The sequence below is a fragment of the Methylobacterium sp. 77 genome, assembly GCF_000372825.1.
Taxonomy (GTDB): domain Bacteria; phylum Pseudomonadota; class Alphaproteobacteria; order Rhizobiales; family Beijerinckiaceae; genus Methylobacterium.
The window spans coordinates 3,554,162-3,578,643 of the sequence record NZ_KB910516.1; the positions used below are offsets into that span (position 1 = coordinate 3,554,162).

At 68.0% G+C, this 24,482-nt stretch carries 24 protein-coding genes; 13 read left to right on the forward strand and 11 right to left on the reverse strand.

The window, feature by feature from the left end; translation table 11 throughout:
- Positions 1-79: 79 nt before the first annotated feature.
- The 4 genes from A3OK_RS0116870 (at position 80) to A3OK_RS0116885 (ending at position 3,401) form a co-directional block, all read left to right on the forward strand.
- Complete coding sequence (locus tag A3OK_RS0116870; protein ID WP_019906064.1) at positions 80-1,837, forward strand: sensor histidine kinase; 1,758 nt, start codon at positions 80-82, stop codon at positions 1,835-1,837.
- A 12-nt stretch (positions 1,838-1,849) separates the two neighbouring features.
- Positions 1,850-2,374: an HPr kinase/phosphatase C-terminal domain-containing protein gene (locus tag A3OK_RS0116875; protein WP_019906065.1), complete on the forward strand. Its 525-nt coding sequence runs from the start codon at positions 1,850-1,852 to the stop codon at positions 2,372-2,374.
- A gap of 122 nt (positions 2,375-2,496) precedes the next feature.
- On the forward strand, positions 2,497-2,898 hold the full coding sequence (locus A3OK_RS0116880) for a PTS sugar transporter subunit IIA (protein WP_026597351.1): 402 nt from the start codon (positions 2,497-2,499) through the stop codon (positions 2,896-2,898).
- 179 nt (positions 2,899-3,077) lie between these two features.
- Positions 3,078-3,401, forward strand: coding sequence for an HPr family phosphocarrier protein (locus A3OK_RS0116885; protein ID WP_019906067.1), 324 nt, complete (start codon positions 3,078-3,080; stop codon positions 3,399-3,401).
- 79 nt (positions 3,402-3,480) lie between these two features.
- On the opposite strand, the gene A3OK_RS0116890 is transcribed toward A3OK_RS0116885, so the two are convergent.
- From A3OK_RS0116890 to A3OK_RS0116900, 3 genes are all read right to left on the reverse strand, one after another.
- A complete protein-coding gene (locus tag A3OK_RS0116890) occupies positions 3,481-4,335 on the reverse strand; it encodes a hypothetical protein (RefSeq protein WP_026597352.1) in 855 nt (284 codons plus the stop codon).
- A gap of 224 nt (positions 4,336-4,559) precedes the next feature.
- Positions 4,560-5,678, reverse strand: a complete 1,119-nt coding sequence (locus tag A3OK_RS0116895) for a GTP-binding protein (protein ID WP_026597353.1) — start codon at positions 5,676-5,678, stop codon at positions 4,560-4,562.
- Positions 5,679-5,709: 31 nt separating this feature from the next.
- Positions 5,710-7,245: a D-alanyl-D-alanine carboxypeptidase family protein gene (locus tag A3OK_RS0116900; RefSeq protein ID WP_026597354.1), complete on the reverse strand. Its 1,536-nt coding sequence runs from the start codon at positions 7,243-7,245 to the stop codon at positions 5,710-5,712.
- Between the two features lie 788 nt (positions 7,246-8,033).
- Between A3OK_RS0116900 and katG the strand changes: the two genes are divergently transcribed.
- From katG to queC, 4 genes are all read left to right on the forward strand, one after another.
- A complete protein-coding gene (gene katG / locus A3OK_RS0116905) occupies positions 8,034-10,286 on the forward strand; it encodes a catalase/peroxidase HPI (RefSeq protein WP_051093030.1) in 2,253 nt (750 codons plus the stop codon).
- 262 nt (positions 10,287-10,548) lie between these two features.
- Positions 10,549-11,181 carry a 7-carboxy-7-deazaguanine synthase gene (gene queE / locus A3OK_RS0116910; RefSeq protein WP_019906072.1) on the forward strand — a complete coding sequence of 211 codons (633 nt, stop codon included), beginning with the start codon at positions 10,549-10,551 and terminating at the stop codon, positions 11,179-11,181.
- A gap of 60 nt (positions 11,182-11,241) precedes the next feature.
- Positions 11,242-11,595, forward strand: coding sequence for a 6-carboxytetrahydropterin synthase QueD (gene queD / locus A3OK_RS0116915; protein ID WP_019906073.1), 354 nt, complete (start codon positions 11,242-11,244; stop codon positions 11,593-11,595).
- A gap of 2 nt (positions 11,596-11,597) precedes the next feature.
- Positions 11,598-12,308: a 7-cyano-7-deazaguanine synthase QueC gene (gene queC / locus A3OK_RS0116920; protein WP_019906074.1), complete on the forward strand. Its 711-nt coding sequence runs from the start codon at positions 11,598-11,600 to the stop codon at positions 12,306-12,308.
- Positions 12,309-12,318: 10 nt separating this feature from the next.
- On the opposite strand, the gene A3OK_RS0116925 is transcribed toward queC, so the two are convergent.
- From A3OK_RS0116925 to A3OK_RS0116935, 3 genes are read right to left on the reverse strand one after another with little or no spacing between them, the layout of a single operon-like run.
- Positions 12,319-12,789 (reverse strand): secondary thiamine-phosphate synthase enzyme YjbQ, encoded by a 471-nt coding sequence (locus tag A3OK_RS0116925; protein WP_019906075.1) that lies wholly within the window; start codon positions 12,787-12,789, stop codon positions 12,319-12,321.
- On the reverse strand, positions 12,786-14,531 hold the full coding sequence (locus A3OK_RS0116930; RefSeq protein ID WP_019906076.1) for a cisplatin damage response ATP-dependent DNA ligase: 1,746 nt from the start codon (positions 14,529-14,531) through the stop codon (positions 12,786-12,788). Before A3OK_RS0116930 ends, A3OK_RS0116925 begins: the two co-directional genes overlap by 4 nt.
- Positions 14,528-15,574 carry a ligase-associated DNA damage response exonuclease gene (locus tag A3OK_RS0116935; protein WP_019906077.1) on the reverse strand — a complete coding sequence of 349 codons (1,047 nt, stop codon included), beginning with the start codon at positions 15,572-15,574 and terminating at the stop codon, positions 14,528-14,530. The genes A3OK_RS0116930 and A3OK_RS0116935 overlap by 4 nt, the downstream gene beginning before the upstream one ends.
- 55 nt (positions 15,575-15,629) lie before the next feature.
- Between A3OK_RS0116935 and A3OK_RS0116940 the strand changes: the two genes are divergently transcribed.
- Together A3OK_RS0116940 and A3OK_RS0116945 are read left to right on the forward strand one after the other, a co-directional pair.
- On the forward strand, positions 15,630-16,598 hold the full coding sequence (locus A3OK_RS0116940; protein WP_019906078.1) for a methyltransferase domain-containing protein: 969 nt from the start codon (positions 15,630-15,632) through the stop codon (positions 16,596-16,598).
- Positions 16,599-16,773: 175 nt separating this feature from the next.
- Positions 16,774-17,517, forward strand: a complete 744-nt coding sequence (locus tag A3OK_RS0116945) for a YoaK family protein (RefSeq protein WP_019906079.1) — start codon at positions 16,774-16,776, stop codon at positions 17,515-17,517.
- A 15-nt stretch (positions 17,518-17,532) separates the two neighbouring features.
- Here the strand turns inward: A3OK_RS0116945 and arfB are convergent, their stop codons facing one another.
- Together arfB and A3OK_RS0116955 are read right to left on the reverse strand one after the other, a co-directional pair.
- On the reverse strand, positions 17,533-17,955 hold the full coding sequence (arfB, locus tag A3OK_RS0116950; RefSeq protein WP_026597356.1) for an alternative ribosome rescue aminoacyl-tRNA hydrolase ArfB: 423 nt from the start codon (positions 17,953-17,955) through the stop codon (positions 17,533-17,535).
- 31 nt (positions 17,956-17,986) lie between these two features.
- Positions 17,987-18,265: a BolA family protein gene (locus A3OK_RS0116955; protein ID WP_019906081.1), complete on the reverse strand. Its 279-nt coding sequence runs from the start codon at positions 18,263-18,265 to the stop codon at positions 17,987-17,989.
- 140 nt (positions 18,266-18,405) lie between these two features.
- Here A3OK_RS0116955 and A3OK_RS0116960 point away from each other — a divergent pair, with 140 nt between their 5' ends.
- The 3 genes from A3OK_RS0116960 to cobT all read left to right on the forward strand — a co-directional run bounded on the left by A3OK_RS0116960 (position 18,406) and on the right by cobT (position 22,306).
- Positions 18,406-19,032: a DnaJ domain-containing protein gene (locus A3OK_RS0116960; protein ID WP_019906082.1), complete on the forward strand. Its 627-nt coding sequence runs from the start codon at positions 18,406-18,408 to the stop codon at positions 19,030-19,032.
- 251 nt (positions 19,033-19,283) lie between these two features.
- Positions 19,284-20,267, forward strand: coding sequence for a cobaltochelatase subunit CobS (cobS, locus tag A3OK_RS0116965; RefSeq protein WP_026597357.1), 984 nt, complete (start codon positions 19,284-19,286; stop codon positions 20,265-20,267).
- Positions 20,268-20,404: 137 nt separating this feature from the next.
- Entirely contained in the window at positions 20,405-22,306 is a 1,902-nt protein-coding gene (cobT, locus tag A3OK_RS0116975) for a cobaltochelatase subunit CobT (RefSeq protein ID WP_019906086.1), read from the forward strand.
- Here the strand turns inward: cobT and A3OK_RS0116980 are convergent.
- The 3 genes from A3OK_RS0116980 to A3OK_RS0116990 form a co-directional block, all read right to left on the reverse strand.
- Positions 22,303-22,866 carry a TetR/AcrR family transcriptional regulator gene (locus tag A3OK_RS0116980; RefSeq protein WP_019906087.1) on the reverse strand — a complete coding sequence of 188 codons (564 nt, stop codon included), beginning with the start codon at positions 22,864-22,866 and terminating at the stop codon, positions 22,303-22,305. The two genes, cobT and A3OK_RS0116980, sit on opposite strands and share 4 nt — an antisense overlap.
- Positions 22,867-22,873: 7 nt before the next feature.
- Positions 22,874-23,347 carry a nuclear transport factor 2 family protein gene (locus tag A3OK_RS0116985; RefSeq protein ID WP_019906088.1) on the reverse strand — a complete coding sequence of 158 codons (474 nt, stop codon included), beginning with the start codon at positions 23,345-23,347 and terminating at the stop codon, positions 22,874-22,876.
- Positions 23,348-23,425: 78 nt separating this feature from the next.
- Positions 23,426-24,355: an AEC family transporter gene (locus A3OK_RS0116990; protein WP_019906089.1), complete on the reverse strand. Its 930-nt coding sequence runs from the start codon at positions 24,353-24,355 to the stop codon at positions 23,426-23,428.
- Positions 24,356-24,482: the final 127 nt, after the last annotated feature.

Genomic DNA, 24,482 nt, shown 5'->3' on the forward strand with positions numbered 1-24,482 from the left:
GTCATAAAGCTTTGTCCTCAATAACCTTTCCGAGACGTGGGATGCACCTCTCGGGCGGATACTCGAACCTCGGACGATCGTGGACTCCCAAGACCAAGCCGAAGTCCCGCAGCGCGGCCTCCTCACCTTGCCGCGCACGATCTGGCGCGGCATCGGCCAGCGTGCCTCGTCGAGCCTGACGCGACGGATCGTCGTCCTCAACCTCGTCGGGCTGATCGCGCTGCTGTTCGGCTTTCTCTACCTGAACCAGTTCCGGCAGGGCTTGATCCAGGCGCGGGTGCAGAGTCTGCTGATCCAGGGCGAAATCATCGCCGGTGCGATCTCCTCCTCGGCCTCGGTCGATACCGACGCGATCCGCATCGATCCCGACAAGCTGCTCCAGCTCCAGGCCGGAGAGGGCGGAGCGGGCGACGACAATCCCTCCCCGCTCACCTTCTCCCTCAACCCCGAGCGGGTGGCGCCGCTTCTGCGCCGCCTCATCACGCCGACGGGGAACCGGGCGCGAGTCTACGACCAGGATGGCGGCCTGCTGTTCGACACCCGAACGCTCTCGGCCCGCGGCGAGATGGGCCGCAGCGACGGCATCGTCGTGCGCGGCAAGCGCAACTTCCTCGAACAGGCCTGGGAATTCGTCCAGGCCAAGCTGTTCGGCGCGGCCCGGGCCCCCGCCATGGAGGAGGTCGGCCCCGCGAGCGGTCACAGCCTGAAGGAGGTCCAGGTCGCGCTGGGCGGCGCCCGCGGAACCCTGGTCCGCCGCAACGAGGCCGGCGAGACGAATGTCTCGGTGGCGGTGCCGATCCTGCGGGCGGGATCGGTGCGCGGCGCCCTGATGCTCTCGACGCAGGGCGGCGACATCGACCGGGTCATCGCCTCGGAGCGATTCGGCCTGCTCCAGGTCTTCCTCATCGCCGCCGCCGTGATGCTGGTCCTGTCGATCCTTCTCGCCGGCGCCATCGCGGGTCCGGTGCGGCGTCTCGCGGATGCCGCTGAGAAGGTCCGCCTCGGCATCAAGTCGCGTGAGGAAATCCCCGATTTCACCGGCCGGACCGACGAGATCGGCCATCTTTCGGGCGCCCTGCGCGACATGACCCAGGCTCTTTACCGTCGCATCGACGCCATCGAGAGCTTCGCGGCCGATGTCAGCCACGAATTGAAGAACCCCCTCACCTCCCTGCGCAGCGCCGTCGAGACGCTTCCCCTCGCCAAGAGCGACGATTCGCGCTCGCGCCTGCTCGCCATCATCCAGCACGATGTGAAGCGGCTCGACCGCCTCATCAGCGACATCTCCGACGCCTCCCGTCTCGATGCGGAACTCGCCCGCGCCGAGGCGCGCCGGGTCGATCTGCGCAAGCTCATGACGACGGTGGTCTCCGTCGCCAACGAACGCCGGCGCTCGAAGGACGCGCTCATCCAGTTCGACGTGGACGCGCCGTCAGGCGACGTGGAAGCGCCCTTCATGATCTTCGGACACGACAGCCGTCTCGGCCAGGTCGTCAACAACCTCCTCGACAATGCCCGCTCGTTCTCGCCGCCCGACGCCAAGGTGCGGGTGGCCCTGCGCCGGTCCCGGACCGACGTGGAGCTGATCGTCGAGGACGAGGGACCCGGCATTCCCGAACATGCCCTGGAGCGCATCTTCGAGCGCTTCTACACCGACCGTCCGGAACAGGGATTCGGCCAGAATTCCGGCCTCGGCCTCTCGATCTCGCGCCAGATCGTCCAGGCCCATCGCGGGACGATCCGGGCCGAGAACCGGCCTGGCCCGGCCGACGAGAACGGCGAGCCGACGGTGCGCGGCGCGCGCTTCGTCGTGCGGCTGCCCGCCGCTTTGCGCTAGAAAAGCCGGCCCATGGACCGGAATCGTCCCGAGCCGGCCCTCGCGATCCACGCCACCTGCCTCGTGCTCCGCGAAGCAGGTATCCTGATCAGGGGCGAATCGGGCGCCGGAAAATCGACTCTCGCCCTCTCCCTCCTTGACCGGGCAGGCCGGGACGGCAGCTACGCCGCCCTCGTCGGCGACGATCGTGTCGAGATCGAACATCGCCACGGGCGCATCGTCGCTCGCGGCCATCCCGCCCTGCACGGCCTGATCGAGGTCAGGGGAATCGGCCTGATGCCGCACTCGGCTCTCGCCGATGCGGCCGTCATCCGCCTCGTGGTCGATCTCGTCGAGACACTGCCACGGCTGCCCGACGCCCCGCCCGATCCCGTCGATCTCCTCGGGGTGATGATTCGCCGGATCATGCTGGACCGCAGCATTTGCGATCGCGGACTGGCGCCCGGCCTCGTCCTCGATGCTCTGGCCGAGAAGGCAAGCGTTGCCCCATGGACGCACCTCGGCACCGTCTCATGCGATTTGGACCCTCCCATATAGCGTGGGGGCACCCCACATGGCATGATCCTGGGGCTAGGATGCGCAGAACGAGCCTCTCGTCTTGCGTTCGACCTTGCGCTGCACAAAATGGCGGCTCCCACTGGGTGTCGGAACACGCGTCTATGATTGGAATGGTGCTCGTCACCCACGGGCTGCTCGCCACCGAGTTCAAGGCTGCCCTTGAACACGTGGTCGGTCCGCAAAAGCAGATCGAGACGATCACGATCGGCCCCGAGGACGATATGGAGCTTCGCCGGCTCGACATCGTCTCCGCCGTGGACCGGGTCGATTCCGGCAAGGGTGTCGTCGTGCTCACCGACATGTTCGGCGGCACGCCTTCCAATCTTGCCCTGTCCTGCATGAATGGCGGGACTGTCGAGGTGGTGGCCGGGATCAACCTGCCGATGCTGATCAAGCTCGCCAGCGTGCGCGATGCCGAGCCTCTAGGAGATGCGGTGCTCCACGCCCAGGAAGCGGGCCGGAAGTACATCAACGTCGCCTCCCGTGTCCTCGCCGGCAAATAAAACTTCCGCGAGCGAAACGGACTTTCCCAAACATCCACTGTCGGCTTATCAGGCAAGCGTGGCGATTTCGCGCGGCGTTGTCTGAGCGCGTCCGTGCCATCACTGAACCAGGATACGATCGGCCACAGCGGGCTCTCCCCTTGGCGGACCGACGAGAGCGACAGGGACGGCAGACGCGCATGAGCGACGCTTACGACGACGATGTCGAGCCCGAAATCTCGGTTCCCGAGGGTGGCCACCTTCGCATCGTTCCGGTGATCAACCGGCGCGGCCTGCATGCGCGGGCCTCTGCCAAGTTCGTGCAGACGGTCGAGAAGTTCGAAGCGGCGGTGACCGTCACCCGTTCGGGCGAGACGGTGGGCGGGCGCTCGATCATGGGTCTGCTCACGCTGGGCGCGGCGCAGGGCACGTCGATCGCCGTGGTGGCGTCGGGCAGCGACGCCGAGGCCTGCCTCACGGCCATCACCGACCTCCTCGCCAACAAGTTCGGCGAGGACGAGTAGGCCCGGAGGCGACGCCCGGTCGGGCGATTTCCAGCATCATGTTGTCCGAAAACCGGTTCCCGCTTTTCGGGATGATGCTCTAAGCCGCTCGGGTTTCGGCCTGCCGCCACACGATCGAGCCCGCGCCGGTACCGAGGCGCAGGGCCGCCGCGACGAGGATGCCGTCCTTGCGCGCGAAATCGACGCTGGTCTGGCGCCTCTGGGCGAAGCGCCGCGTCACCACCCTGACCATGGACGAGGCGGACGGATCCCGCACGATCGGGCTGCCGGATACCTGCGCATCGAACGAGAGATAGGCCTCGACCGCATCGCGGATGCGGCGCGGCTCGGTGATGCGCTCGATCTCCACGCCATCGCGGATCCACGGCCCGGTGAGGCGCACGCCGACGCGGTCCCTCGCCGGAATCGCCCTGGTCACGGAATCGCGTGGGGCAGTGCGCTCCCCCTCGGAGGCCGATGCGGCGGGAGGCGGCATCAGGACCAGGGTCGAGCGGGGATGGACGGCCCTGATCGCCGCCCGCAAGGCGGTTTCGACCTCGTCGAGGCATCCGGGCTCGATCGTGGGCGCGAGGACCGGCCCCGGCGGGTACCAGACCTGCGCCCGGCCGTTGCCCCAGAGTCCGTGCGGCATGGCGAGGGGAACGACGCCGCGCAGACGCGAGCGCTCGCCCTCTCCGCTCCAGGCGAAGGCGAAGACGAGGTCCCGGCCGCCCGACTGATGCACGGCAGCCGTGAGCAGGTAGTCGGGATCGGCGTAGATCGGCTCCGGCCAGCGGATGCGGGTCAGCAGCATACGCCAGGCCTCGGCCTCAACCGGCTCCACCGCGTGGGGCCGCCGTAAATCGATGCGCCAATCGTCCGGGTCCATGTCAGCCCCCATAGGATCCGCTTCCGAGAGACGCCCGCCTTCGATGACGCTCAGCCCCTGTCTCATTCCAGCGATCCTGCTACCGATCCGTCCCGGGATGGGACGCTGCCTGCCGCTCTGCGGCCGAGTAGGGGGATGGGATCAAAAGCGATGCCGCGCCGGCCGTACTCGAAACGAGACGCAGAGGTCGCAGCATCCGCCGCGGCACGAGGCCTACGGCAGGGAGCGAGCCGTCTCCGACGACGACCGGAAGACGGGCCCCGGAGCGGGCGGCGGACTGGACCGAAATCCTAGCCGCCGGGGATCGCCAGAGGGTTCTCCGTCAGCGCCGCGGCGTCGGGTGCGTCGATCCTCGGACGCCCGAGGAACGCATCCCACAGACCGGTGACGAAGGTCGGCTCCAGGTCGCGGACGATCAGGACGAGGCGAGAGCGGTGGTCCGCGTCGGGCCAAGCCGCGAGCTGGACGGGCGTGTGGATCACGTGCTGCACGCCGTGGACCACCACGGGACGATCCGGCTCGTCGGCCAGTGCCACCAGGCCTTTCAGCCTCAGGAGCTTGGGGCCGTGGCCGGAACGCAGGAGGTCGAGGAACATCTCGAAGGCCGCCCGCTTCACCGGCACGTCACTGGTGAGCGTGAAGGCGCGGATCGAGGCATCGTGCCGGTTCACGTCGTGATGGTGGTGGCCGTGATGATGGCCATGGTCGGAGAAGGCCTCCGCCCCGAGCCAGGCACGCACGTCGTCGCTCTTGCCGTCGAGGCCGAAGAATCCCCCGAGCAGGTCGGCCGGGGCGACGTCGGGGCCATGGATCGGCGCCATCGGGTTGAGGGCGTGGAGGCGGGCACGCAAAGCATCGCTGCCACCGGTGGCGAGATCGTCCTTCGCCAGCACGATCCGGTCGGCGACGGCGGCCTGCCGTAGCGCCTCGGGATGATCATCGAGGGTGGCGGCGCCGTTGACCGCGTCCACCACGGTGACGACGGCCTGCAGCCTGTACCGCATGGCGAGATAGGGGTGGTAGATCAGGGCGTGCAGGATGGGGGCCGGATCGGCGAGCCCCGTGGTCTCGATCACCACCCGGCGAAACGGCGTGATCCGGCCGTTGTCGCGCTTGCGCAGCAGGTCTTCGAGAGTGGCGATGAGGTCGCCGCGCACGGTGCAGCACAGGCAGCCGGCGCCGAGGAGAATCATGTCCTCGTCCACCGTCTCGATCAGCAGGTGATCGAGGCCGATCTCGCCGAACTCGTTGACGATGACCACGGTGTCGGACAGCGCCGGATCGCGCAGCATCCGGTTGAGGAGCGTCGTCTTGCCGGCACCCAGGAAACCGGTGAGCACGGTGAGCGGGATCGGCTCGGGACGACGGGGATCGGCTTCTACCGAAGCGGGCGGGGAAGGATGAGCCATGGAACCGGCCTACCTCGCCCGCGCCGCCGGCTCAATCCTCCGCGGATTTCGCGGTGGAGGTCTTGTTGCTGGAGGTTTTGGCCGCGCTCTTCGCCGGCTTGGCGACAGATTTGGTGGCAGGCTTTTCCGGCGACGCGTGCGCCGGCTTGGTCGCGGCCTTCGCGGCGGGCTTCTTTCCGACATCGGCCTTGGAGGACTTGGAGGCCTTGGCGGCCCCCGCGATCACGGGCGTCGTCTCCACCGGCGCATAGGCGCTGGCGGTCGCCGGCACGGCACCCTTGCCGCCCGCCCTGGACTTCGCATCACCCTTGCCCTTGGCATCCGACTTTTCCTTGGCCTCCGACTTGGCGAGCTTGGCGGCCTCGCGCTTGGCGTTCGCGGCCTCGATCTTGGTCTTGCGGATCTCGGCGAGCTTGGCGGCACGCTCCGCCTTCTCGGCCTCGGCCTGCTCGTTGAGGGCGATGGCGCCCTCGGCCGGATCGCGGCCGATCCAGACCAGGATCGGCTGCAGCGGCGCGCGCGGCGGCAGGGCGCGGCCCTTCATCGAGCCGTTGTTCAGGGTCGCGAAGGCCAGGGCCGAGCCCACGGGGGCCGCTGCGGCGAGGATCGATGCATTCTCGCTGCCGGCCTGGGAGGCGATCGGGCCGGGGCCTTCGTCGATCGGCATCGGCTTGCGCTTGTCGCAGATGTAGGGGCGCAGGTCCGGCGGCTCGGAGATGGCGGAGGTGGGCAGCGCGTCGAGGGTCTGCGCCGTCCAGCCGGCGGACTGGCTGAACCCGTGGTCGAACAGGTCGGAGGCCTTAAGGTCGCGCTCGCGGGCGCTCGGCTGGCCCATCACCACGGTGATGAGGCGGCGGCCGTTGCGGGTGGCGCTCGCCACCACGTTGAAGCCGCCCGAGCAGATGAACCCGGTCTTCATGCCGTCGGCCCCGGCATAGCGCCCGAGAAGGCCGTTATGGTTCGCCATGATCGACTTGCCGAACTGGATCGCGCTGATCGAGAACAGGGCGCGGTTGTCGGGAAAATCGCGGATCAGCGCCCGGCCGAGCACCGCCATGTCGCGGGCCGAGGTCCATTGCCGGGCATCCGGCAGGCCGTTGGGATTGGTCCAGCGGCTCTCGCGCATGCCGATCCGGGCGGAGGCCTCGTTCATCATGGCGGCGAAGCCCTCGACGGAGCCGCCGAGATTCTCGCCGATCGCCCAGGCCACGTCGTTGGCCGACTTGACCATGATGATCTTCAGGGCGTTGTCGAGGGTCAGCTGCGTTCCCGGCCGGAAGCCCATCTTCGAAGGCGGCTCGGCGGCGGCGGCGGGCGAGATCGTGATGAGCGTATCGAGGGTGACCTTGCCCTGCCGCACCATGTCGAGGGCGACGTAGACGGTCATCAGCTTGGTGATGGAGGCGGGGAACCACGGATCGGTGGCGCCCTGGGCGTAGACGACCTTGCCCGAATCGACCTCGACCACGAGGATGGGCGAGGTCACCGCGCCGGCCGCACCCGATCCGAGAAGGCCCGCTGCGACCGCGAGACCAAGGACGACGCGGCTCAACACTCGGTTCGACATCAGGCCCGTCTCGACTGGGAACGCCCCGACGCCATCATGGCCGGTCCGTCCGGAGAAAAAGTTACCGCAACGGCCGAGCTTTGGCGAGGGATGCCAGAATCCGGCCGTCGAGAGGCCCGAGCCCACGGCGAGGCTCATCAACGCGGTCTCCGTGGCAAGACCATGGCGATGGATGGCGGCAATGGTGCGTCGCACACGCATGGCTTCACGAGACTTGGCTTCACGAGACTTGGCTTCACGGGACTTGGCCTCACGGGGCCTGGCCTCACGGGGCCTGGCGACAACACGCCCGATCGGAGCGGGCTTGCGGGCCACCGGGGCTTTTCCCGATCTCCGGTCGGCGCCCGCCCCTCTGGCATTCGATTCCATCCTGTCCGGGCGCGGCCTCGTTGCGATGCCGCTGCGGCAGATCGCCTTCATGCAAATGTCTTCGGAGGCAGGCAGGACCGTGTTCATGACGAACGGTCGGCCGCCGACGCCGGACACCTCGTGGGGTCGGACGTTTCCGCGTCTCCGGCGCGGGATCGTGATCGAGGGATCGGGATGGCGCCCTACATGTCGCGGCGGTCCGCGTGTGCGATCGTTGCGATCGTTGCGATCCCGCTCGACCTCCGGTCGTGAACGGACGACAAGAACAACCTAGGCACGCGCCGAGGAACCGGTGTCTCGGGTCGACCGAGCCCGCCCGGCGCCCGGACGACAGCGACTTTTCAAAGGACATCCACGTGGACGATATTCACGCTCTCAAAACGACGAAGAACGACCAGCTCGATGCGAAGACCTTCGAGATGGCGGGCAAGTGCCCCTTCGGCGGCGACAGGATCGGCGGCGCGGTGGGCACGCCTCCGACCCTCAACGACTGGTATCCCAACCGCCTGAAGGTCGAGCTGCTCCATCAGAACGGGCCGCAGGCCAATCCGCTGGGCGCGGATTTCGACTACAAGGCCGCGTTCGAGCAGATCGATCTCGACGCGCTGAAGCGAGAGATCAAAGCCTTCCTCACGACCTCGGTGGCCTGGTGGCCGTCGGATTACGGCAATTACGGCCCGCAGATGATCCGCATGGCGTGGCACGCGGCAGGGACCTATCGCATCGCGGATGGCCGCGGCGGTGCCGGTGAGGCGCTCCAGCGTTTCGCGCCAATCAACAGCTGGTGGGACAACGGCAACACCGACAAGTCGCGCCGCCTGATCTGGCCGATCAAGCAGAAATACGGCAGCGCCCTGTCCTGGGGCGACCTGATGGTCCTGACCGGCAATTGCGCCCTCGAAATCATGGGCTTCCCGACCTACGGCTTCGCCGGCGGACGCCAGGATGCGTGGGAGGCCGACAACGCCACCTATTGGGGGCCTGAGATCTGGGATCCGACCGACGTCACATCGTTCGACAGCATGGTCACCCGCGACAAGCGCTGGCGCGGCCAGAACGGCGATGCCGATTACGACCTCGAAACGCCCCTGGCCGCCTCGCATCAGGCGCTGATCTATGTGAACCCCGAGGGTCCCTACGCCAACGGCGATCCGCTGGGCTCGGCGCGCGACATCCGCACCACCTTCACCCGGATGGCGATGAACGACGAGGAGACCGTCGCCCTGATCGCCGGCGGCCACGCCTTCGGCAAGAGCCACGGCATGGTCTCGGCCGATCAGGTCGGCCCACCGCCGGAAATCGCGCCGATGGAGGCGATGGGCCTCGGCTGGCACAACCCGAAGGGAACGGGCTTCGCCCAGTACACGATGACCAACGGCATCGAGGGCAGCTGGACGCCGAACCCGATCCAGTGGGACAACGCCTATCTCGAGAACCTCTTCAAGTTCGAGTGGGTGCAGACCAAGAGCCCGGCCGGCGCCTCCCAATGGACGCCGGCTGACCCGAACGCGCCCAAGACCCCCGACGCGCACGTCCCCGGCCAGATGCACGGCCTGATGATGATGACCAGCGACATCGCCCTGAAGCTCGACCCCGAATATCGCAAGGTCTGCGAGAAGTTCCTCAACGACTTCGACGCGTTCACGCTGGCCTTTTCGAAGGCGTGGTACAAGCTGACCCATCGCGACATGGGTCCCAAGGAACGCTACCTCGGGCCCGAAGTGACGATCGAGGACGATCTGCTGTGGCAGGACCCGATCCCGCCGCGCGACTTCGAGCTGATCGACGCGAGCGACATCGCCGCGCTGAAGCAGGCCATCATGGCGACCGGCCAGTCTGTCTCCGACCTCGCCTTCACCGCCTTCTCGGCGGCGGCGACCTATCGCGACAGCGACAAGCGCGGCGGCGCCAATGGCGGACGTCTCGCTCTGGCCCCGCAGAAGGATTGGGCGATCAACCGGCGGACCTTGCCGGTGGTCGCGGCGCTCCGGCAGGTCGCCGACGCGTTCAACGGCGCGCAGGGTGGCAAGCGGGTGTCGCTGGCCGATCTCATCGTGCTCGGTGGATGCGCGGCGGTCGAGAAGGCCCTCGCCGATGGCGGTCACGCCATCACGGTTCCGTTCACGCCCGGCCGCGTCGACACCCGGCAGGACCTGACCGACATCGAGATGTTCCAGTGGCTGAAGCCCGTCGTCGACGGGTTCCGCAATTACGTGGCGGATGACTTCGCGGCGATCACCGCGGCGCGGGTCTCGCCCGAGGAACTGTTCCTCGACAGGGCGTACCTGTATTCGCTCACCGCGCCCGAATGGGTCGCCCTCGTCGGCGGCCTTCGTGCGCTCGGCGCCAACCACGATGGCTCGACGCACGGTATCTTCACCGATCGCGTCGGGGTGTTGTCGAACGACTTCTTCACCAACCTGACCAGCGTCGATCTCGAATGGCACAAGGCCGACGAGGCCGGCATGACCTTCTCGCTGGTCGATCGTGACAGCGGAGTCGCGAAGTTCACCGCCACCCGCTGCGACCTCGTGTTCGGATCGAACTCGCAGCTCCGCTCGGTCGCCGAAGTCTATGCGAGCAGCGACGGCGAGGCGCGGTTCGCCAAGGACTTCGTGACGGTGTGGAATAAGATGATGATGCTCGACCGCTACGACGTCAAAACACGGTAAGGCCGGTTCCCGACAGGCGCGCGCGGCCCTGGCGCCGCGCGCGCCTCCGACGGCGGGAGCGACGTCGTGATCATGGACTCGCTTCCGATTTTCGGGGCCGTCGGAGGATCGGCCCCGGTCGATCCTCGTTCCTCGGCGAACGCATGGATGCGTCCGGCCGCGCGCCATGGCCTCCGGTGGCTCGGACCGCTATGGGGTCTCGACGAGAGGTCGGGCCGTTCCCCCTGCGGAACGGATTCTGACGAGATCGGCTGAGAGAGCGATGGGCTACGCGGTCAAGGAACTGTTCCATACCCTCCAGGGTGAGGGTGCCCAGGCGGGCCGGGCCGCGGTCTTCTGCCGGTTTTCCGGCTGCAATCTCTGGTCCGGCCGCGAGGAGGATCGCGCGACCGCCGCCTGCACCTTCTGCGATACGGATTTCATCGGCATGGATGGCGAGGGCGGCGGCCGCTTCGCCACGCCCGACGCCCTGGCCGACGCCATCGCCGCGACCTGGGAGGGCGGCGCCTCGCACCATTACGTGGTCTTCACCGGCGGCGAGCCGCTGCTGCAGCTCGACCCCGACTTGATCACGGCCGTGCATGCGCGCGGCTTCGAGATCGCGGTCGAGACCAACGGCACGCTCAGCGCGCCCGAGGGAATCGACTGGATCTGCGTGAGCCCGAAGGCGGGCAATGCCCTGGTCCAGACCACGGGCCACGAATTGAAGCTGGTCTACCCGCAGGCAGCGGCCCTGCCCGAGCGCTTCGCAGCCCTCGACTTCCGCCACCATTGGCTCCAGCCCATGGACGGGCCGGACCGGCTTGCTCATACCCAGGCGGCGGTGGAGTATTGCCGCCGCGACGCGCGCTGGCGGCTGTCGCTCCAGACCCACAAGATCATCGGAATCCCGTGACCGCCATTCCCTGATCCTCTGCCGGTCACGTCGGCGCGCGAAGAACCTCAGAGTCACGTCATGAAGATCACTCAAGCTTTCACTTTCGAGGCGGCCCATCGCCTGCCCAACGTGCCCGTAACGCACCGCTGCCACCGGATGCATGGCCACTCCTACCGGGTCGAGCTGACGATCTCGGGGGATGTCGACGCCGAGACCGGATGGGTGGTCGATTTCTTCGACGTAGAGAGTGCGTTCGCGCCGATCCTGCTCCAGCTCGACCATTACTGCCTCAACGAGATCGAGGGCCTGGAGAACCCCACCGCCGAGCATATCGCGGCCTGGATCTGGCATCGGACGAAGCCGGCTCTGCCGGGCTTGTCCTCGGTCAAGGTGATGGAAACCCCGATGTCCTGGGCGGAATACGAGGGCTGACGATGAGCGACGACGGCGCCCTGGTCCTCTTCTCCGGCGGGCAGGATTCCACCACCTGCCTCGCCTGGGCGCTGGAACGGTTCCCGCGGGTGGAGACCCTCGGCTTCGACTATAACCAGCGCCACAAGGTCGAGCTCGACCAGCGGGCGACCCTGCGCAAGAGCATGGCCGCCATGAAGGCGGCCTGGTTCCGCCGTCTCGGCCGCGACCACACGATCGAACTCGACGCGCTGGGCAAGGTCTCGGAGACCTCGCTCACCCGCACCACCGAGATCGCCCTCGAGGCGGGCGGCCTGCCCAACACCTTCGTGCCCGGCCGCAACATCATCTTCCTCACCTTCGCCGCCGCCCTCGCCTATCGCCGATCCCTCGGCCACATCGTCGGCGGCATGTGCGAGACGGATTATTCCGGCTATCCCGATTGCCGAGACGACACGATCAAGGCGCTTCAGGTCGCGCTGAATCTCGGCATGGACCGCCGCTTCGTCCTCCACACGCCACTGATGTGGATCGACAAGGCCGAGACCTGGAAGCTCGCCGAAGATCTCGGCGGTCGTCCCCTCGTCGACCTCGTCGTCGAGGACACCCATACCTGCTACCTCGGGACGCGCGGCGCGCGGCATGCGTGGGGGTATGGGTGCGGGACCTGCCCGGCCTGTGAGCTCCGGGCGAAGGGCCATACGAAGTTCGTGGCCGAAGCGGTGGCGGACTGAACCGGCGCGTTCACTCGCCGATGACGGCCAGCACCAACTCTCGCCGATGCGGCCGGTCGCGGTGCTCGATGAGGTAGATGCCCTGCCACGTCCCGAGGACGAGGCGTCCGTCCGTCACCGGGATGGTGAGACCGGAATCGGTGACCATGGTGCGGATATGGGCGGGCATGTCGTCCGGCCCCTCGATGCCGTGGACATAGGCACCGTGACGCGGGGCGAGGCCGTCGAGCGCCGTCATCAGGTCGGTTCGCACATCCGGGTCGGCATTCTCCTGGATCGTCAGGGAGGCCGAGGTGTGCCGGCAGAACACGCTGAGCAGGCCGTCTGCGATCCCACTTCGGGCCAGAAACTCCGACACCGCCCGGGTGACATCCGTAAAACCCTGGCCCGGCGTCGAGACGGTGAGGCGGGCGCTCGCCCGGCGCCGGACCTCTCCCTCCTGAAACCCCTCGATCCCGCCGATCCTGCCCGACCCTCTCATGGTGTCTCCTCGTCGATGGCGGCGCCCGGCGCGATCTCGCGCTCGCCGCGGGCCAGGATGGTCTCCAGGGCTCCGATCCGGTCGGCCTCGGCCGCCGGCTTGTCCCAGCGGATGCGGTGGACGCGGGGGAAGCGCATGGCGACACCGGATTTATGCCGGGTGGAGCGCTGCACCCCCTCGAAGGCGATCTCCAGCACGAGGCCGTGCTCCGGCCCATAGGCGACCTCGCGCACCGGGCCGAAGCGCTTCGTGGTGTTGTTGCGGACGTATCGGTCGAGCTTGGCCAGCTCCGCATCGGTGAAGCCGTGATAGGCCTTGCCCACCGGCACCAGTTCCTGCCCGCCCTCCGGCTGGTCGCGCCAGACCCCGAACGTGTAGTCCGAGTAGAAGGACGAGCGCTTCCCGTGGCCGCGCTGGGCGTACATCATCACCGCGTCGACGAGGTGCGGCTCGCGCTTCCACTTCCACCACGGCCCCTTGGGGCGACCGGGGAGATAGGGGCTGTCGCGCAGCTTCAACATCACCCCCTCGATGGCATCGGCATCCTCGCCCGCACCGACGCTCGCCGGGTCCGAACGGGCGGCGGCGAGATCGTCCCAGGTCGCGAAGGTCACCAGCGGCGAGAGATCGATGCGGGCGTGGTCGAGGGCGGCGACGAATCGCTCCAACCGGGTGCGGCGCTCCGCGAAGGGCAGCGGCCGCAGGTCCTCGCCCTCGGCGGTGAGGAGGTCGTAGGCCCGGACATGGGCGGGGAATTCCTCCAGCAGCTTTTGCGTGACGGCTTTCCGGTTGAGGCGCTGCTGCAGCACGTTGAAGCTCTGCACCCGCTCCTCCCGCAGGATCAGCAGCTCGCCGTCGATCGTGCCGGTGAAGGTGACCGCCTCGGCGAGGTCGGGGAAGGCGTGCGTGATGTCCTCGCCGGTGCGCGAATAGATCCGCGCCACCTGGGCGCCCGCTTCGTCGCGCCCGCCGGCGAGCTGGACGCGGATCCCGTCCCACTTCCACTCGCCGGAGAAGGCGGCCGGATCGAGTTTTTCGAAATCCGACTCCTCATCGATGGGGTGTGAGAGCATCGGCGGCCGGAATGGGGCGGGGTTGAGGGTCGTCGGGCGCTCGGCCCTCCCCTCGACCCAGGCGAAAAGGGTGGCGTAGGGCGGCGCCAGCCCGTGCCAGACCTCCTCCACCGCATCGGGCTCGTGGCCGCCGAGCGCGCCCACCGCAGTCTTTGCGAGCCGCGCCGAGACGCCGACGCGCAAAGCCCCGGTGATCAGCTTGAGGAGCGCCCAGCGCCCGGTCTCGTCGAGGGCATCGAGCCATTCGGCGATGCGGGCGGGCAGGTCCGCCTTCTTCACGGTGGCGAGGGTCTCGACCACCTCGGCGAGCGTCGGCACGTGGGGCGGCGGATTATTGTGGCCGATGGGCGCTGCTGCGTCCCCTCCCCCCTCTGCGAGGGAGAGAGGGTTCTGTGCCGGCGCCGGCCAGATCAGCGCCGTGGTCTCGGCGAGATCGCCGACATAGTTGTGCGACAGCGCGAACAGCACCGGATCGACCCGCGCCTCCACGAGGCCGCGGATCATCGCGGGCTTGGCTTCGCGAAAACTCAGGCCGCCCGTCATGGCGGCGAGCGCATAGCCCCGCTCCGGGTCCGGCGCATGGGCGAAGTAATCCTGCAGCAGGCGCAGCTTGGCGTTGCGGCGCGGCTCGTAGGCGAGGCGGTCGAGAAGTTCGGCGAAGTCGTTCACGCGACGGCCTCTTCCACCGGCGCGGCAGGCTCGGCCTCGCCATCGTCGCCGTAGCCCAGCATGTGCAGCGGCTTCGCCTTGATCCCTTGCGTCCCGCACCAATGAACCAGGGCGTCCTCCTGCCCGTGCGTGACCCAGACCTCGCCGGCGCCGGTTTCGCGGATGGTGCGGCACAGGTCGGGCCAGTCGGAATGGTCGGAGATGACGAGGGGGAGTTCGGCGCCCTTCTGCCGGGCGCGGGCGCGCACCCGCATCCAGCCCGAGGCGAAGGAGGTGACGGGATCGGGGAATTTACGCGACCACACGTCCTGGATCGCCGAGGGCGGGCACAGGACGATGGCGCCCTGGAGCTTGCCGCGTTCGGCGGCCACCACCTTCGGCGTCTCGCCCAGCGGGATACCCTCGCGCTTGTAGAGCTCGGTCAGCTTTTCCATGGCGCCGTGAAGATAGATCGGCGCGTCGTAGCCGGCCTCCCGCAACAGGGCCATCACCCGCTGCGCCTTGCCCAGCGCGTAGGCGCCGACGATGTGGGCGCGTTCTGGGAACAGGGCGACCGAATCGAGGAGCTTGCGGACCTCGCCCGCCGTATCCGGCATCCTGAAGACCGGCAGGCCGAAGGTCGCCTCGGTAATGAAGACGTCGCAGGGGACGACCTCGAAGGGCAGGCAGGTCGGGTCGTAGGCGCGCTTGTAATCGCCCGACACCACCACCCGCACGCCCTGCGCCTCGATCGCGATCTGGGCCGAGCCGAGGACGTGGCCGGCGGGGGCGAAGCGCACGGTGACGTCGCCGATGCGGATCGCCTCGCCGAGCTTCGCCTCCTGGCGCGTCTCGCAGAAATCCTCGCCGTAGCGCACGGCCATGATGCGCAGGGTCTGGCCCGTAGCCAACACCCTGCCATGGCCGGACCGGGCATGGTCGGCATGGCCGTGGGTGATGAGCGCGCGCGGCACCGGCCAGGTCGGGTCCACGTGGAACCCGCCGAGGGGACAGTACAAGCCCTCGCGGGTCTGGGTCAGGAGGTCGCCTGCGCGAAGGCTCATGCGCGGGACCGAACAGTGAGAGGGCGGGTCATCCGACGTGATATAGGGCGCCCATATGAACCCGCGAGCGTGCACTTCCCTCCAGAACAGTTCGGGCGACCTTCTCGCCGACCGGCGCTACGCCTATGCCGAGGCCTGTCTCTCCGAGGGCGATGCGGAAGGTGCGGCCGAGATGGCCGAGCAGACCCTGGAGATCGCCCCGCGCTACGCGGCGGCCTGGTTCCTGCTCGGACGGGCACGGGAGGCGCGCCACCTCGCCACGACGGATGTCGCCCACCACCACGCCGCGTTGAGGGCCTATGGCAACGCCCTCGATCTCGATCCCCATGACGAACTCGGGGCGCGGCTGCGCCTCGTCCAGATCGGCGAGGGCGCGACGCTGGGAGCGATCTCGCCGGCCTATATCCGCGCCCTGTTCGACGGCTACGCCGCGCGCTTCGAGCGCCATCTGGTCGATGACCTGCATTATCGCGGACCGAAACTGCTGGTGGAGGCTCTCGGCGCGGTAGCCGGCGCACCGGCGAGCTTCGGCGACGTGATCGATCTCGGCTGCGGCACCGGCCTGATGGGCGAGGCGCTCGCCGGCCGCACCCGAAGCCTCATGGGCATCGACCTCTCGCCCGGCATGCTCGTCGAGGCCGCGCGGCGGAAGCGCTACGACCGTCTGGTCGAAGGCGATCTCGGCCCTGTCCTCGACGGAGAGCCGTCGGGGAGCGCCGACCTCGTCGTGGCGGCGGACGTCTTCATCTATGTCGGCGGCCTCGGACGGGTGATGACGGAGACGGCCCGCATCCTGCGGCCCTCGGGTCTCGTCGGCTTCACGGTCCAGTGGCAAGCGGAGGGCGGGCTCGTCCTCGGAGCCGATGCCCGCTACGCCCATGGCGACCGCTACCTGCGCCGGATGTCGGACGAGGCCGGGCTCGATCTCGTGAGCCTCGACCCCGCTGCCATACGCCGCGAGCGTGAGATCGACGTTCCGGGGCGCATCGTGGTGTTGCGCAAACCCCCGTCCCCCGCACCTTAATCCCAATTGTGCGCGATTGGGTTGAACCGAAGCGCTGCGGCATGTGTTGCACGGCACGGCACTCCCCAACCGATGCCTGTCGACCGGACGCGAGCGGTTCCCCGGCCGCGCCCGATCGGTAAGGTCGGGCTTCGCCGAGCCCGCACCGTCCTTCCGAAGGAGCATGTACAGACGCATGGCCGACAAGACCGACAAGTCGTTTCCCGCAAGTCCGAGCACGCGCATCCCCTTCGCCCTCGCCCTGTCGGCGTTGGCAGGATGCGCCGATTCCATCGGCTTCCTCGAATACTCACAGCTCTTCATGTCGTTCATGAGCGGCAACACCACCCGCTTCGGCGTCTCGGTGAGCAAGTTCGATTGGGAGAGCACGGCGCGCGTCAGCTCCGTCATCGTCATGTTCTGCTTCGGCGCCTTCATGGGCACCCTGATCGCGGCCTGGGTCGGGCGGTGGCGGCTCTCGGTGATGCTGCTGCTGCAGGCGGTACTCCTCGCCGTCGGCCTCGTCATGCCCTACGGCACCTTCTCCTGGCCGCTTCACGTCTATCCCATCGTCATCGCGCTCGGCCTCCAGAACGCGACGCTGCAGGACGAAGCCGGGCGCAGCCTCGCACTCACCTACGTCACCGGCGCGGTGGTGCGGTTCGGGACCGGGCTCGCCAACCTGCTGATGGGCAAGGTGGCGCCTTCCTTCTGGCTTCAGGCACCGCTCTGGGGCGCCCTGAGCACAGGCGCCGTCATCGGCGGCTTCCTCCAGACCCATTACGGCGAGGATGCCTTCCTGTTCCCGGCAGCCCTTGCGGCGCTCCTCGCCTTCGTGGCGATCGTGCTCACCGTCCTGAAGCCCGGCAGCGCCTATGTCACCGGAGCCGAGGAGTACCATCCGCCGGACGCGCAGGGATCGGTCAGACCGTCGAACTGAAGCGAGCCGACGCTCTCAATCGCCTCCGCCGTCACCGCGCAGGCGCTTGGTGGCGCCGCGGCGGGACTTGTCGTCGAGGCGCCGCTTCTTGGAGGCGAGGGTCGGGCGGGTGGCGCGACGTGGCGTCGGCGGCACCGCCGCCTCGGCGACGAGGGCGGCGAGGCGTTCCCGCGCATCGGCCCGGTTGCGGTCCTGGGTCCGGAACTGCTGGGCCATGATGACGATGACGCCGTCCAGCGTCAGCCGCCGCCCGGCGAGCCGCATCAGGCGCACCGCCACGGCATCGGGCAGGGAGTGCGAGCGCCGCGCATCGAAGCGGAGCTGCACCGCCGTGGAGAGCTTGTTGACGTTCTGCCCCCCCGGCCCCGACGAGCGCACGAAGGTCTCTTCGAGTTCGGCCTCGTCGATGGCGAGATGCGGGGTGCATTGCAGGGCCATCGCCACCATCTTCCTCAGAGGTCGGGTGCGTTCAGGCGGCCTCGGAGGGCGCCTTCGCCTTCACTGCGAGGGCGTGGAGCCCACGCTTGAACGCCTCGTCGAGCACGCCATTCACCATGCGGTGACGGTCCACCCGGCTCTTGCCCTCGAAGGCGGCGGAGACGATCTCCACCCGGAAATGCGTCTCGCCCTCGGGCCGTGCGCCCGAATGACCCGCATGCAGGTGGGATTCGTCGACCACCGTCAGGGCCTGCGGCGACAGTTGCGTGCCGAGCACTCCGGTGATCCAATCCTTGAGCGTGTCGGCCATCGTTTCCTCGCGTTTCCGTCTCATGAATTCCGGCCTGTAAGCGCCTGCAGGCTCCGGGGTCGTCAACCCCCGATCTCCGCATGCGTCATCAGGCCCGCCGCCCTTGTGTCTCGGACCCGCCCTCTCATAATCGCCCCACCATGGATCTCAACTCGCGCCTGTTCGACAGCATCCGTATCAAGCCCACCTGCGACGAGCCCAAGGCTGCGTCCCAGAAGGGCTGCGAGACTCCCGGCTGCACGAATGCCGGTCTCTATCGGGCTCCCAAGGGTCGCAAGGCGGAGGGTCAGTACTGGCGCTTCTGCATCGACCACGTGCGCGCCTACAACGCGACCTACAATTACTTCGACGGCATGAACGACGCCGCCGTGCAGGCCTACCAGAAGGACGCCGTGATCGGGCACAGACCGACCTGGGCGATGGGCGTCAACCCGGCGACGCGCACGAATGCGGCGAAACCCGGAGAGCCGAAGCGCGACTGGGCCTATGTCGATCCCCTCGACATCCTGCGCAGCGAAGGGGTCGGCGAGACGTCCCGCAGGGCAAAGCCGGAGCCGATCCGGCCGCGCCTCTCGGTGGCGGCGCTCAAGGCTCTCGACGTGCTCGGCCTCGACGAGAACGCGGACACCGCCGCCATCAAGGCGCAGTACAAGGTGCTGGTGAAACGATTCCATCCCGACGCCAATGGCGGCGATCGCTCGTTCGAGGAACGCCTGCGCGACATCATCCGCGCCCACGACACCCTGCGTGCCGCCGGCCTGTGCTGAGCTGGATTTCCCCACGCGGCACGATCGATGCAGCGTTTCCGCAAACGACCTGTTTTTGCAAATGACGTGCGGCGGGAGGCGGCAAACCGCGCGAGAAGCCCTATATCGAGGCCTTGCACCCCTTGGCGTCCGCCGACGCAGCCCCTTAAAGGTGGCATTCCACGTCCTGCCCGTCGCAGGAAACGGCCATGCCCACCGTGATAGATCCGCGAGCCCGGCCAGCGCCGACGCCCGCCCCGACGAGGTCCCGTATGCTCTCTGACGACACCCCCGCCGCGCTGCCCGACCGGATGGTCTCCGTCCGCGAGGCCTTCGGCATCGATCTCGACCTCAAGGTGCCGGCCTTCTCGCAGAGCGAGGAGCACGTTCCCGATCTCGACCCGGATTATATCTTCGATCGCGAGACCACCCTGGCGATCCTGGCGGGCTTCGCGCGCAATCGCCGCGTGATGGTCACCGGCTATCACGGCACCGGCAAGTCGACCCATATCGAGCAGGTCGCCGCCCGCCTGAACTGGCCCTGCATCCGCATCAACCTCGACAGCCACGTCTCGCGCATCGACCTCGTCGGCAAGGACGCGATCGTCCTGAAGGACGGCAAGCAGATCACCGCCTTCCAGGACGGTATCCTGCCCTGGGCCTTGCAGAACAACGTCGCCCTCGTCTTCGACGAGTACGATGCGGGGCGCCCGGACGTAATGTTCGTGATCCAGCGCGTGCTCGAAGTCTCGGGGCGCCTCACGCTCCTCGACCAGAAGCGCGTGATCCGCCCCCACCCGGCCTTCCGCCTGTTCGCCACCGCCAACACGGTGGGCCTCGGCGACACGTCCGGCCTCTACCACGGCACCCAGCAGATCAACCAGGGCCAGATGGATCGCTGGTCGATCGTCACCACGCTCAACTATCTCGCCCATGACCGCGAGGTGGACATCGTTCTGTCGAAGGCGACGCATTACCAGCGTGATGGCGGCCGCGACATCGTCAACCGCATGGTCCGCGTGGCCGACCTCACCCGCAACGCCTTCATGAACGGCGACCTCTCCACCGTCATGAGCCCGCGTACCGTCATCACCTGGGCCGAGAACGCCGATATCTTCCAGGATATCGGCTTCGCCTTCCGGGTGACCTTCCTCAACAAGTGCGACGAGTTGGAGCGTACGCTGGTGGCGGAATTCTACCAGCGCGCCTTCGGCAAGGAATTGCCCGAGAGCGCGATGAACGTGGCGCTGAGCTAGGGGATATCCCTCGGAGGATGCGATGGCCCATCCGGTCCTGAAGCACGAGAACGCGATCGCCGAAGGTCGCGCCTACCGGTGCGGCATGAGGATGAGCTCTCTTCGTTCGATTCCGATTCCGTGAAGAAGTAGCGATCGTGGCCATTTCAAACCGCAAAGCCGGCGAGCGCCGGGAGCCTATCGCCGAACCGCTGAAGCGCTCGGTCGCCGGGTGCCTGCGCGCCATCGCCAAGCGCTCCGAGATCGAGGTGGTCTATGCCAGCGACCGCCCGGCGCTCACCGGCGACAAGGCGCGCCTGCCCGAGCCGCCGCGCAAGCTGACGCCGGAGGATGTCGCCATCCTGCGCGGCAATGCCGATTCGATGGCGCTGCGCCTCGGTTGCCACGACGTCGCCGTTCACCGCCGCCTGGCGCCGGAGAATGCCGGCGCGCGCGCGGTGTTCGACGCGGTGGAGCAGGCACGGGTCGAGGCCATCGGGTCTCGCCGCATGTCCGGCGTCGCCTCGAACCTCTCGGCGATGCTGGAGGACCGCTACCATCGCGGCGGCAAATACGAGGACATCACCGACCGGGCCGACGCCCCGATGGAGGATGCCGTCGCCCTGATGGTGCGCGAACGCCTGACCGGGGAAGCCCCGCCGAAGGCCGCCCGCAAGATCGTCGAGTTGTGGCGCTCCCATATCGAGGAGAAGGCCGGCACCAATCTCGACGGGCTCATCGGCAATATCGAGAACCAGCGCTCCTTCGCGCGCTCGGTGCGCGAATTGCTGTCCTCCCTCGACATGGCGGACGAGACGCCGCTGGACCCCGAGGACGACGACAGCGACGACGAGAACGACGCGCAGGACGACGAGCAGACCCCGAGCGAGGGCGAGGCCGAGGAACAGTCGCAGGGCGACCGCTCCGAGATGGAGACCTCTGAGGAGGCCTCCGACGAGTTGCAGGACGGCGCGACGGAGGCCGCCGATGCGCCTTCGGGCGAATTGCCGGACGAGGCCGAGAACGCGGAATCGGAAGAGGCGTCCGAGGCCAAGCGGCCGCCCAACACCCGGCCGAACGAGATGCGCGGGCCCGAATACAAGGTGTTCAACCCGCGCTTCGACGAGATGATCGACGCCGAGGATCTCTGCGACGCCGAAGAGCTCGCGCGCTTGCGCACCTATCTCGACAAGCAGCTCGCCCATCTCCAGGGCGTCGTCGGCCGGCTCGCCAACCGGCTGCAGCGCCGCCTCCTGGCGCAGCAGAACCGGGCCTGGGAATTTGACCTCGAAGAGGGCCAGCTCGACCCCGCCCGCCTCGTTCGCGTGATGACGGATCCGTTCCAGCCGCTCTCGTTCAAGCGGGAGAAGGACACGAACTTCCGCGATACGGTCGTGACCCTGCTGCTGGACAATTCCGGCTCCATGCGCGGGCGGCCGATCACGGTGGCGGCCACCTGCGCCGATATTCTCGCGCGGACCCTGGAACGGTGCGGCGTCAAGGTCGAGATCCTCGGCTTCACCACCCGCGCCTGGAAGGGCGGCCAATCGCGCGAGGCATGGCTGGCGGCGGGCAAGCCCAACGCGCCGGGCCGCCTCAACGACCTGCGCCACATCGTCTACAAATCGGCGGACGCCCCCTGGCGCCGTGCGCGAAAAAACCTCGGGCTGATGATGCGCGAGGGGCTGCTCAAGGAGAATATCGACGGCGAAGCCCTCGATTGGGCGCATAAGCGCCTGCTCGCCCGGTCCGAACAGCGCAAGATCCTGATGGTGATCTCGGACGGGGCGCCGGTCGACGATTCGACCCTCTCGGTCAATCCGGGCAACTATCTCGAGCGCCACCTGCGCTGGATGATCGAGGATATCGAGACACGCTCGCCGGTGGAGCTCCTCGCCATCGGCATCGGCCACGACGTGACCCGCTACTACCGCCGCGCCGTCACCATCATCGACGCCGAGGAACTCGGCGGGGCGATGACGGAAAAGCTGGCGGAGCTGTTCGAGGAGGATGGGGGCGGCGCCATGCCGACGCGGAGAGCCGGCGGCGGCCGGCGCTAATCCATTCCCAGGAGCCGCTTCTCCAACCGCGCCAGCATCCGGCCGAACACCGCCGGATCGTCGAGGGCGCGGGCGAGGACGAGGCCGCCCTGGATCGCCAGGACGGCATCTTCGGCGAGCCATTCCGCTTCGCCGTGCTCCCGGCCGGCGCGGACCAGCGCCTGCGCCAGGGCACTACGCCACGCCAGGAAGTAGCCGCCAATTCGCTCCGCGAACCCGTCGCGCCCCTCCGTGAGGGCGAGGGCGCCGACGAGGCAGACCCGGCGGCCCGAGCGGAAATACGAATCCGTCTCCGACAGCATCAGTCGGATGGCCGCCTGCGGGTCGGTGCCTTCGCGCAGGGGGGCGTAGATGCGCTCCTCGAACCAGCCGCCGATGGCGTCGAGGACGGCCTCAGCCATCTCGACCTTTCCGCCGGGAAAGGCGTGGTAGAGGCTGCCCTTGCCGAGCCCGGTCCGGGCTCCGATGAGGGCGAGGCTCGCGCCCTCGTAGCCGTATTCACGAAACACCTCGGCGATCGCGGGGATCGCATCCTCCCGCGCTCCCGGCTTCTTCGCCATGCCCCGGTCAGAGCCCGAGATCGGTGAGGCCGGGATGATCCTCGGGGCGCGGCGCGCTGCGGTCCCAGTGGAACTTGCGCTCCGATTCGGAGATCGCGAGGTCGTTGATGCTGGCATGCCGGACGCACATCAGCCCGTTGGCGTCGAACTCCCAGTTCTCGTTGCCGTAGGCGCGGAACCAGTCGCCCGCCGCATCGTGGAACTCGTAGGCGAAGCGCACGGCGATGCGGTTCTCGGTGAAGGCCCAGATCTCCTTGATCAGCCGGTACTCGTGTTCCTTCGCCCATTTCCGCGTGAGGAAATCGACGATGGCGGGGCGGCCCGAGAAGATGTCGGAGCGGTTCCGCCAGCGGCTGTCGGCGGTATAGGCCAGGGAGACCTTCTCCGGATTGCAGCCGTTCCAGCCGTTCTCGGCGGCGCGGACTTTCTGGATCGCGCTCTCGCGGGTGAACGGGGGTAGCGGCGGGCGGGATTCGGACATGGGCTCGGGCTCCTGTGATGATCTGTACCGATCGGTACAAACATGGAGCCTTCGGGTCAAGACCTCGTGGAAGGGGCGTCAGGCATGGCCGAGGATCGCCAGCCAGGCGATGGTGGTCGCGGCGGCGAGCAGGGTCGAGAGCATGACGGCGGCGGCGATCAGCCCGGTCTCGGTCTTGTAACGAGCCGCGAGGAGGTAGGAGTTGATGCCCACCGGCATCGCCGCGAACAGGGTCGCGACGCCGGCATAGGCCGGGGGCATGGTGAAGACGTGGAAGGCGAGCACCCAGACCGCAAGGGGATGCAGCACGAGCTTCAGGGTGGTCACCACCATGGCGCCGGGCAGATCGTGGAGCACGCGGTAGCGCACCAGGCCGGCACCGAGGGCGATCAGCGCGCAGGTCGAAGCGGTGCCCGCGAGAGCGTCGACCAGCGACTTCACCATCCCGACAGGCGCCAGGCCGAACCCTTTCAGGCACAGGCCGATCATCAACGACAGGAAGATCGGGTTGCGGAACAGGACGAGGCCGAGCCCCTTCACGCGCTGGAGGATCGATTGCTGCCCATCCGATTCGATGAGGAAGGTGGCGCAGCCCATCATCAGCGGCAGGTGGACCGCGAGCAGCATGAAGAGCGGAAAGGCGCCCGCATCGCCATAGGCCTGGAGGATCATCGGCACGCCGATGAAGATCGTGTTCGACTGGCTCGCGGCGAAGCCGTGCAGGATCGCCCCCGTCCGCCCGACGCCCTCGCGACGCAGGCCGATCAGTGACCCGACGAGCCAGGACAGGCCGGCCCCACCGAAATAGCTGAACCAGTACGACCAGGTGATCTCGCCGGAGAGGCCCGGCCGGGTCAGCGTCGCGATGATCAGCGCGGGAACGGCGATGGAGAAGACGTATTCGGACAGGCCGTCGCTGACCTTGTCCGACAGGAACCCGGCCAGCGCCGCGATCCAGCCGATCAGGATGAGCCCGAAGATCGGGGCGATGAGCGACAGCACGGTCATCGAGGGGAGCCGGAGACCCTGAGGCGTCAGCCCGAAAAGTGGATTCCACCCTCCAGGCCAGACCGATGTGAGACGAGGAGCCGGACGCAAAACGAATGGCCGCCGCACGCAAGATGCATGCAGCGGC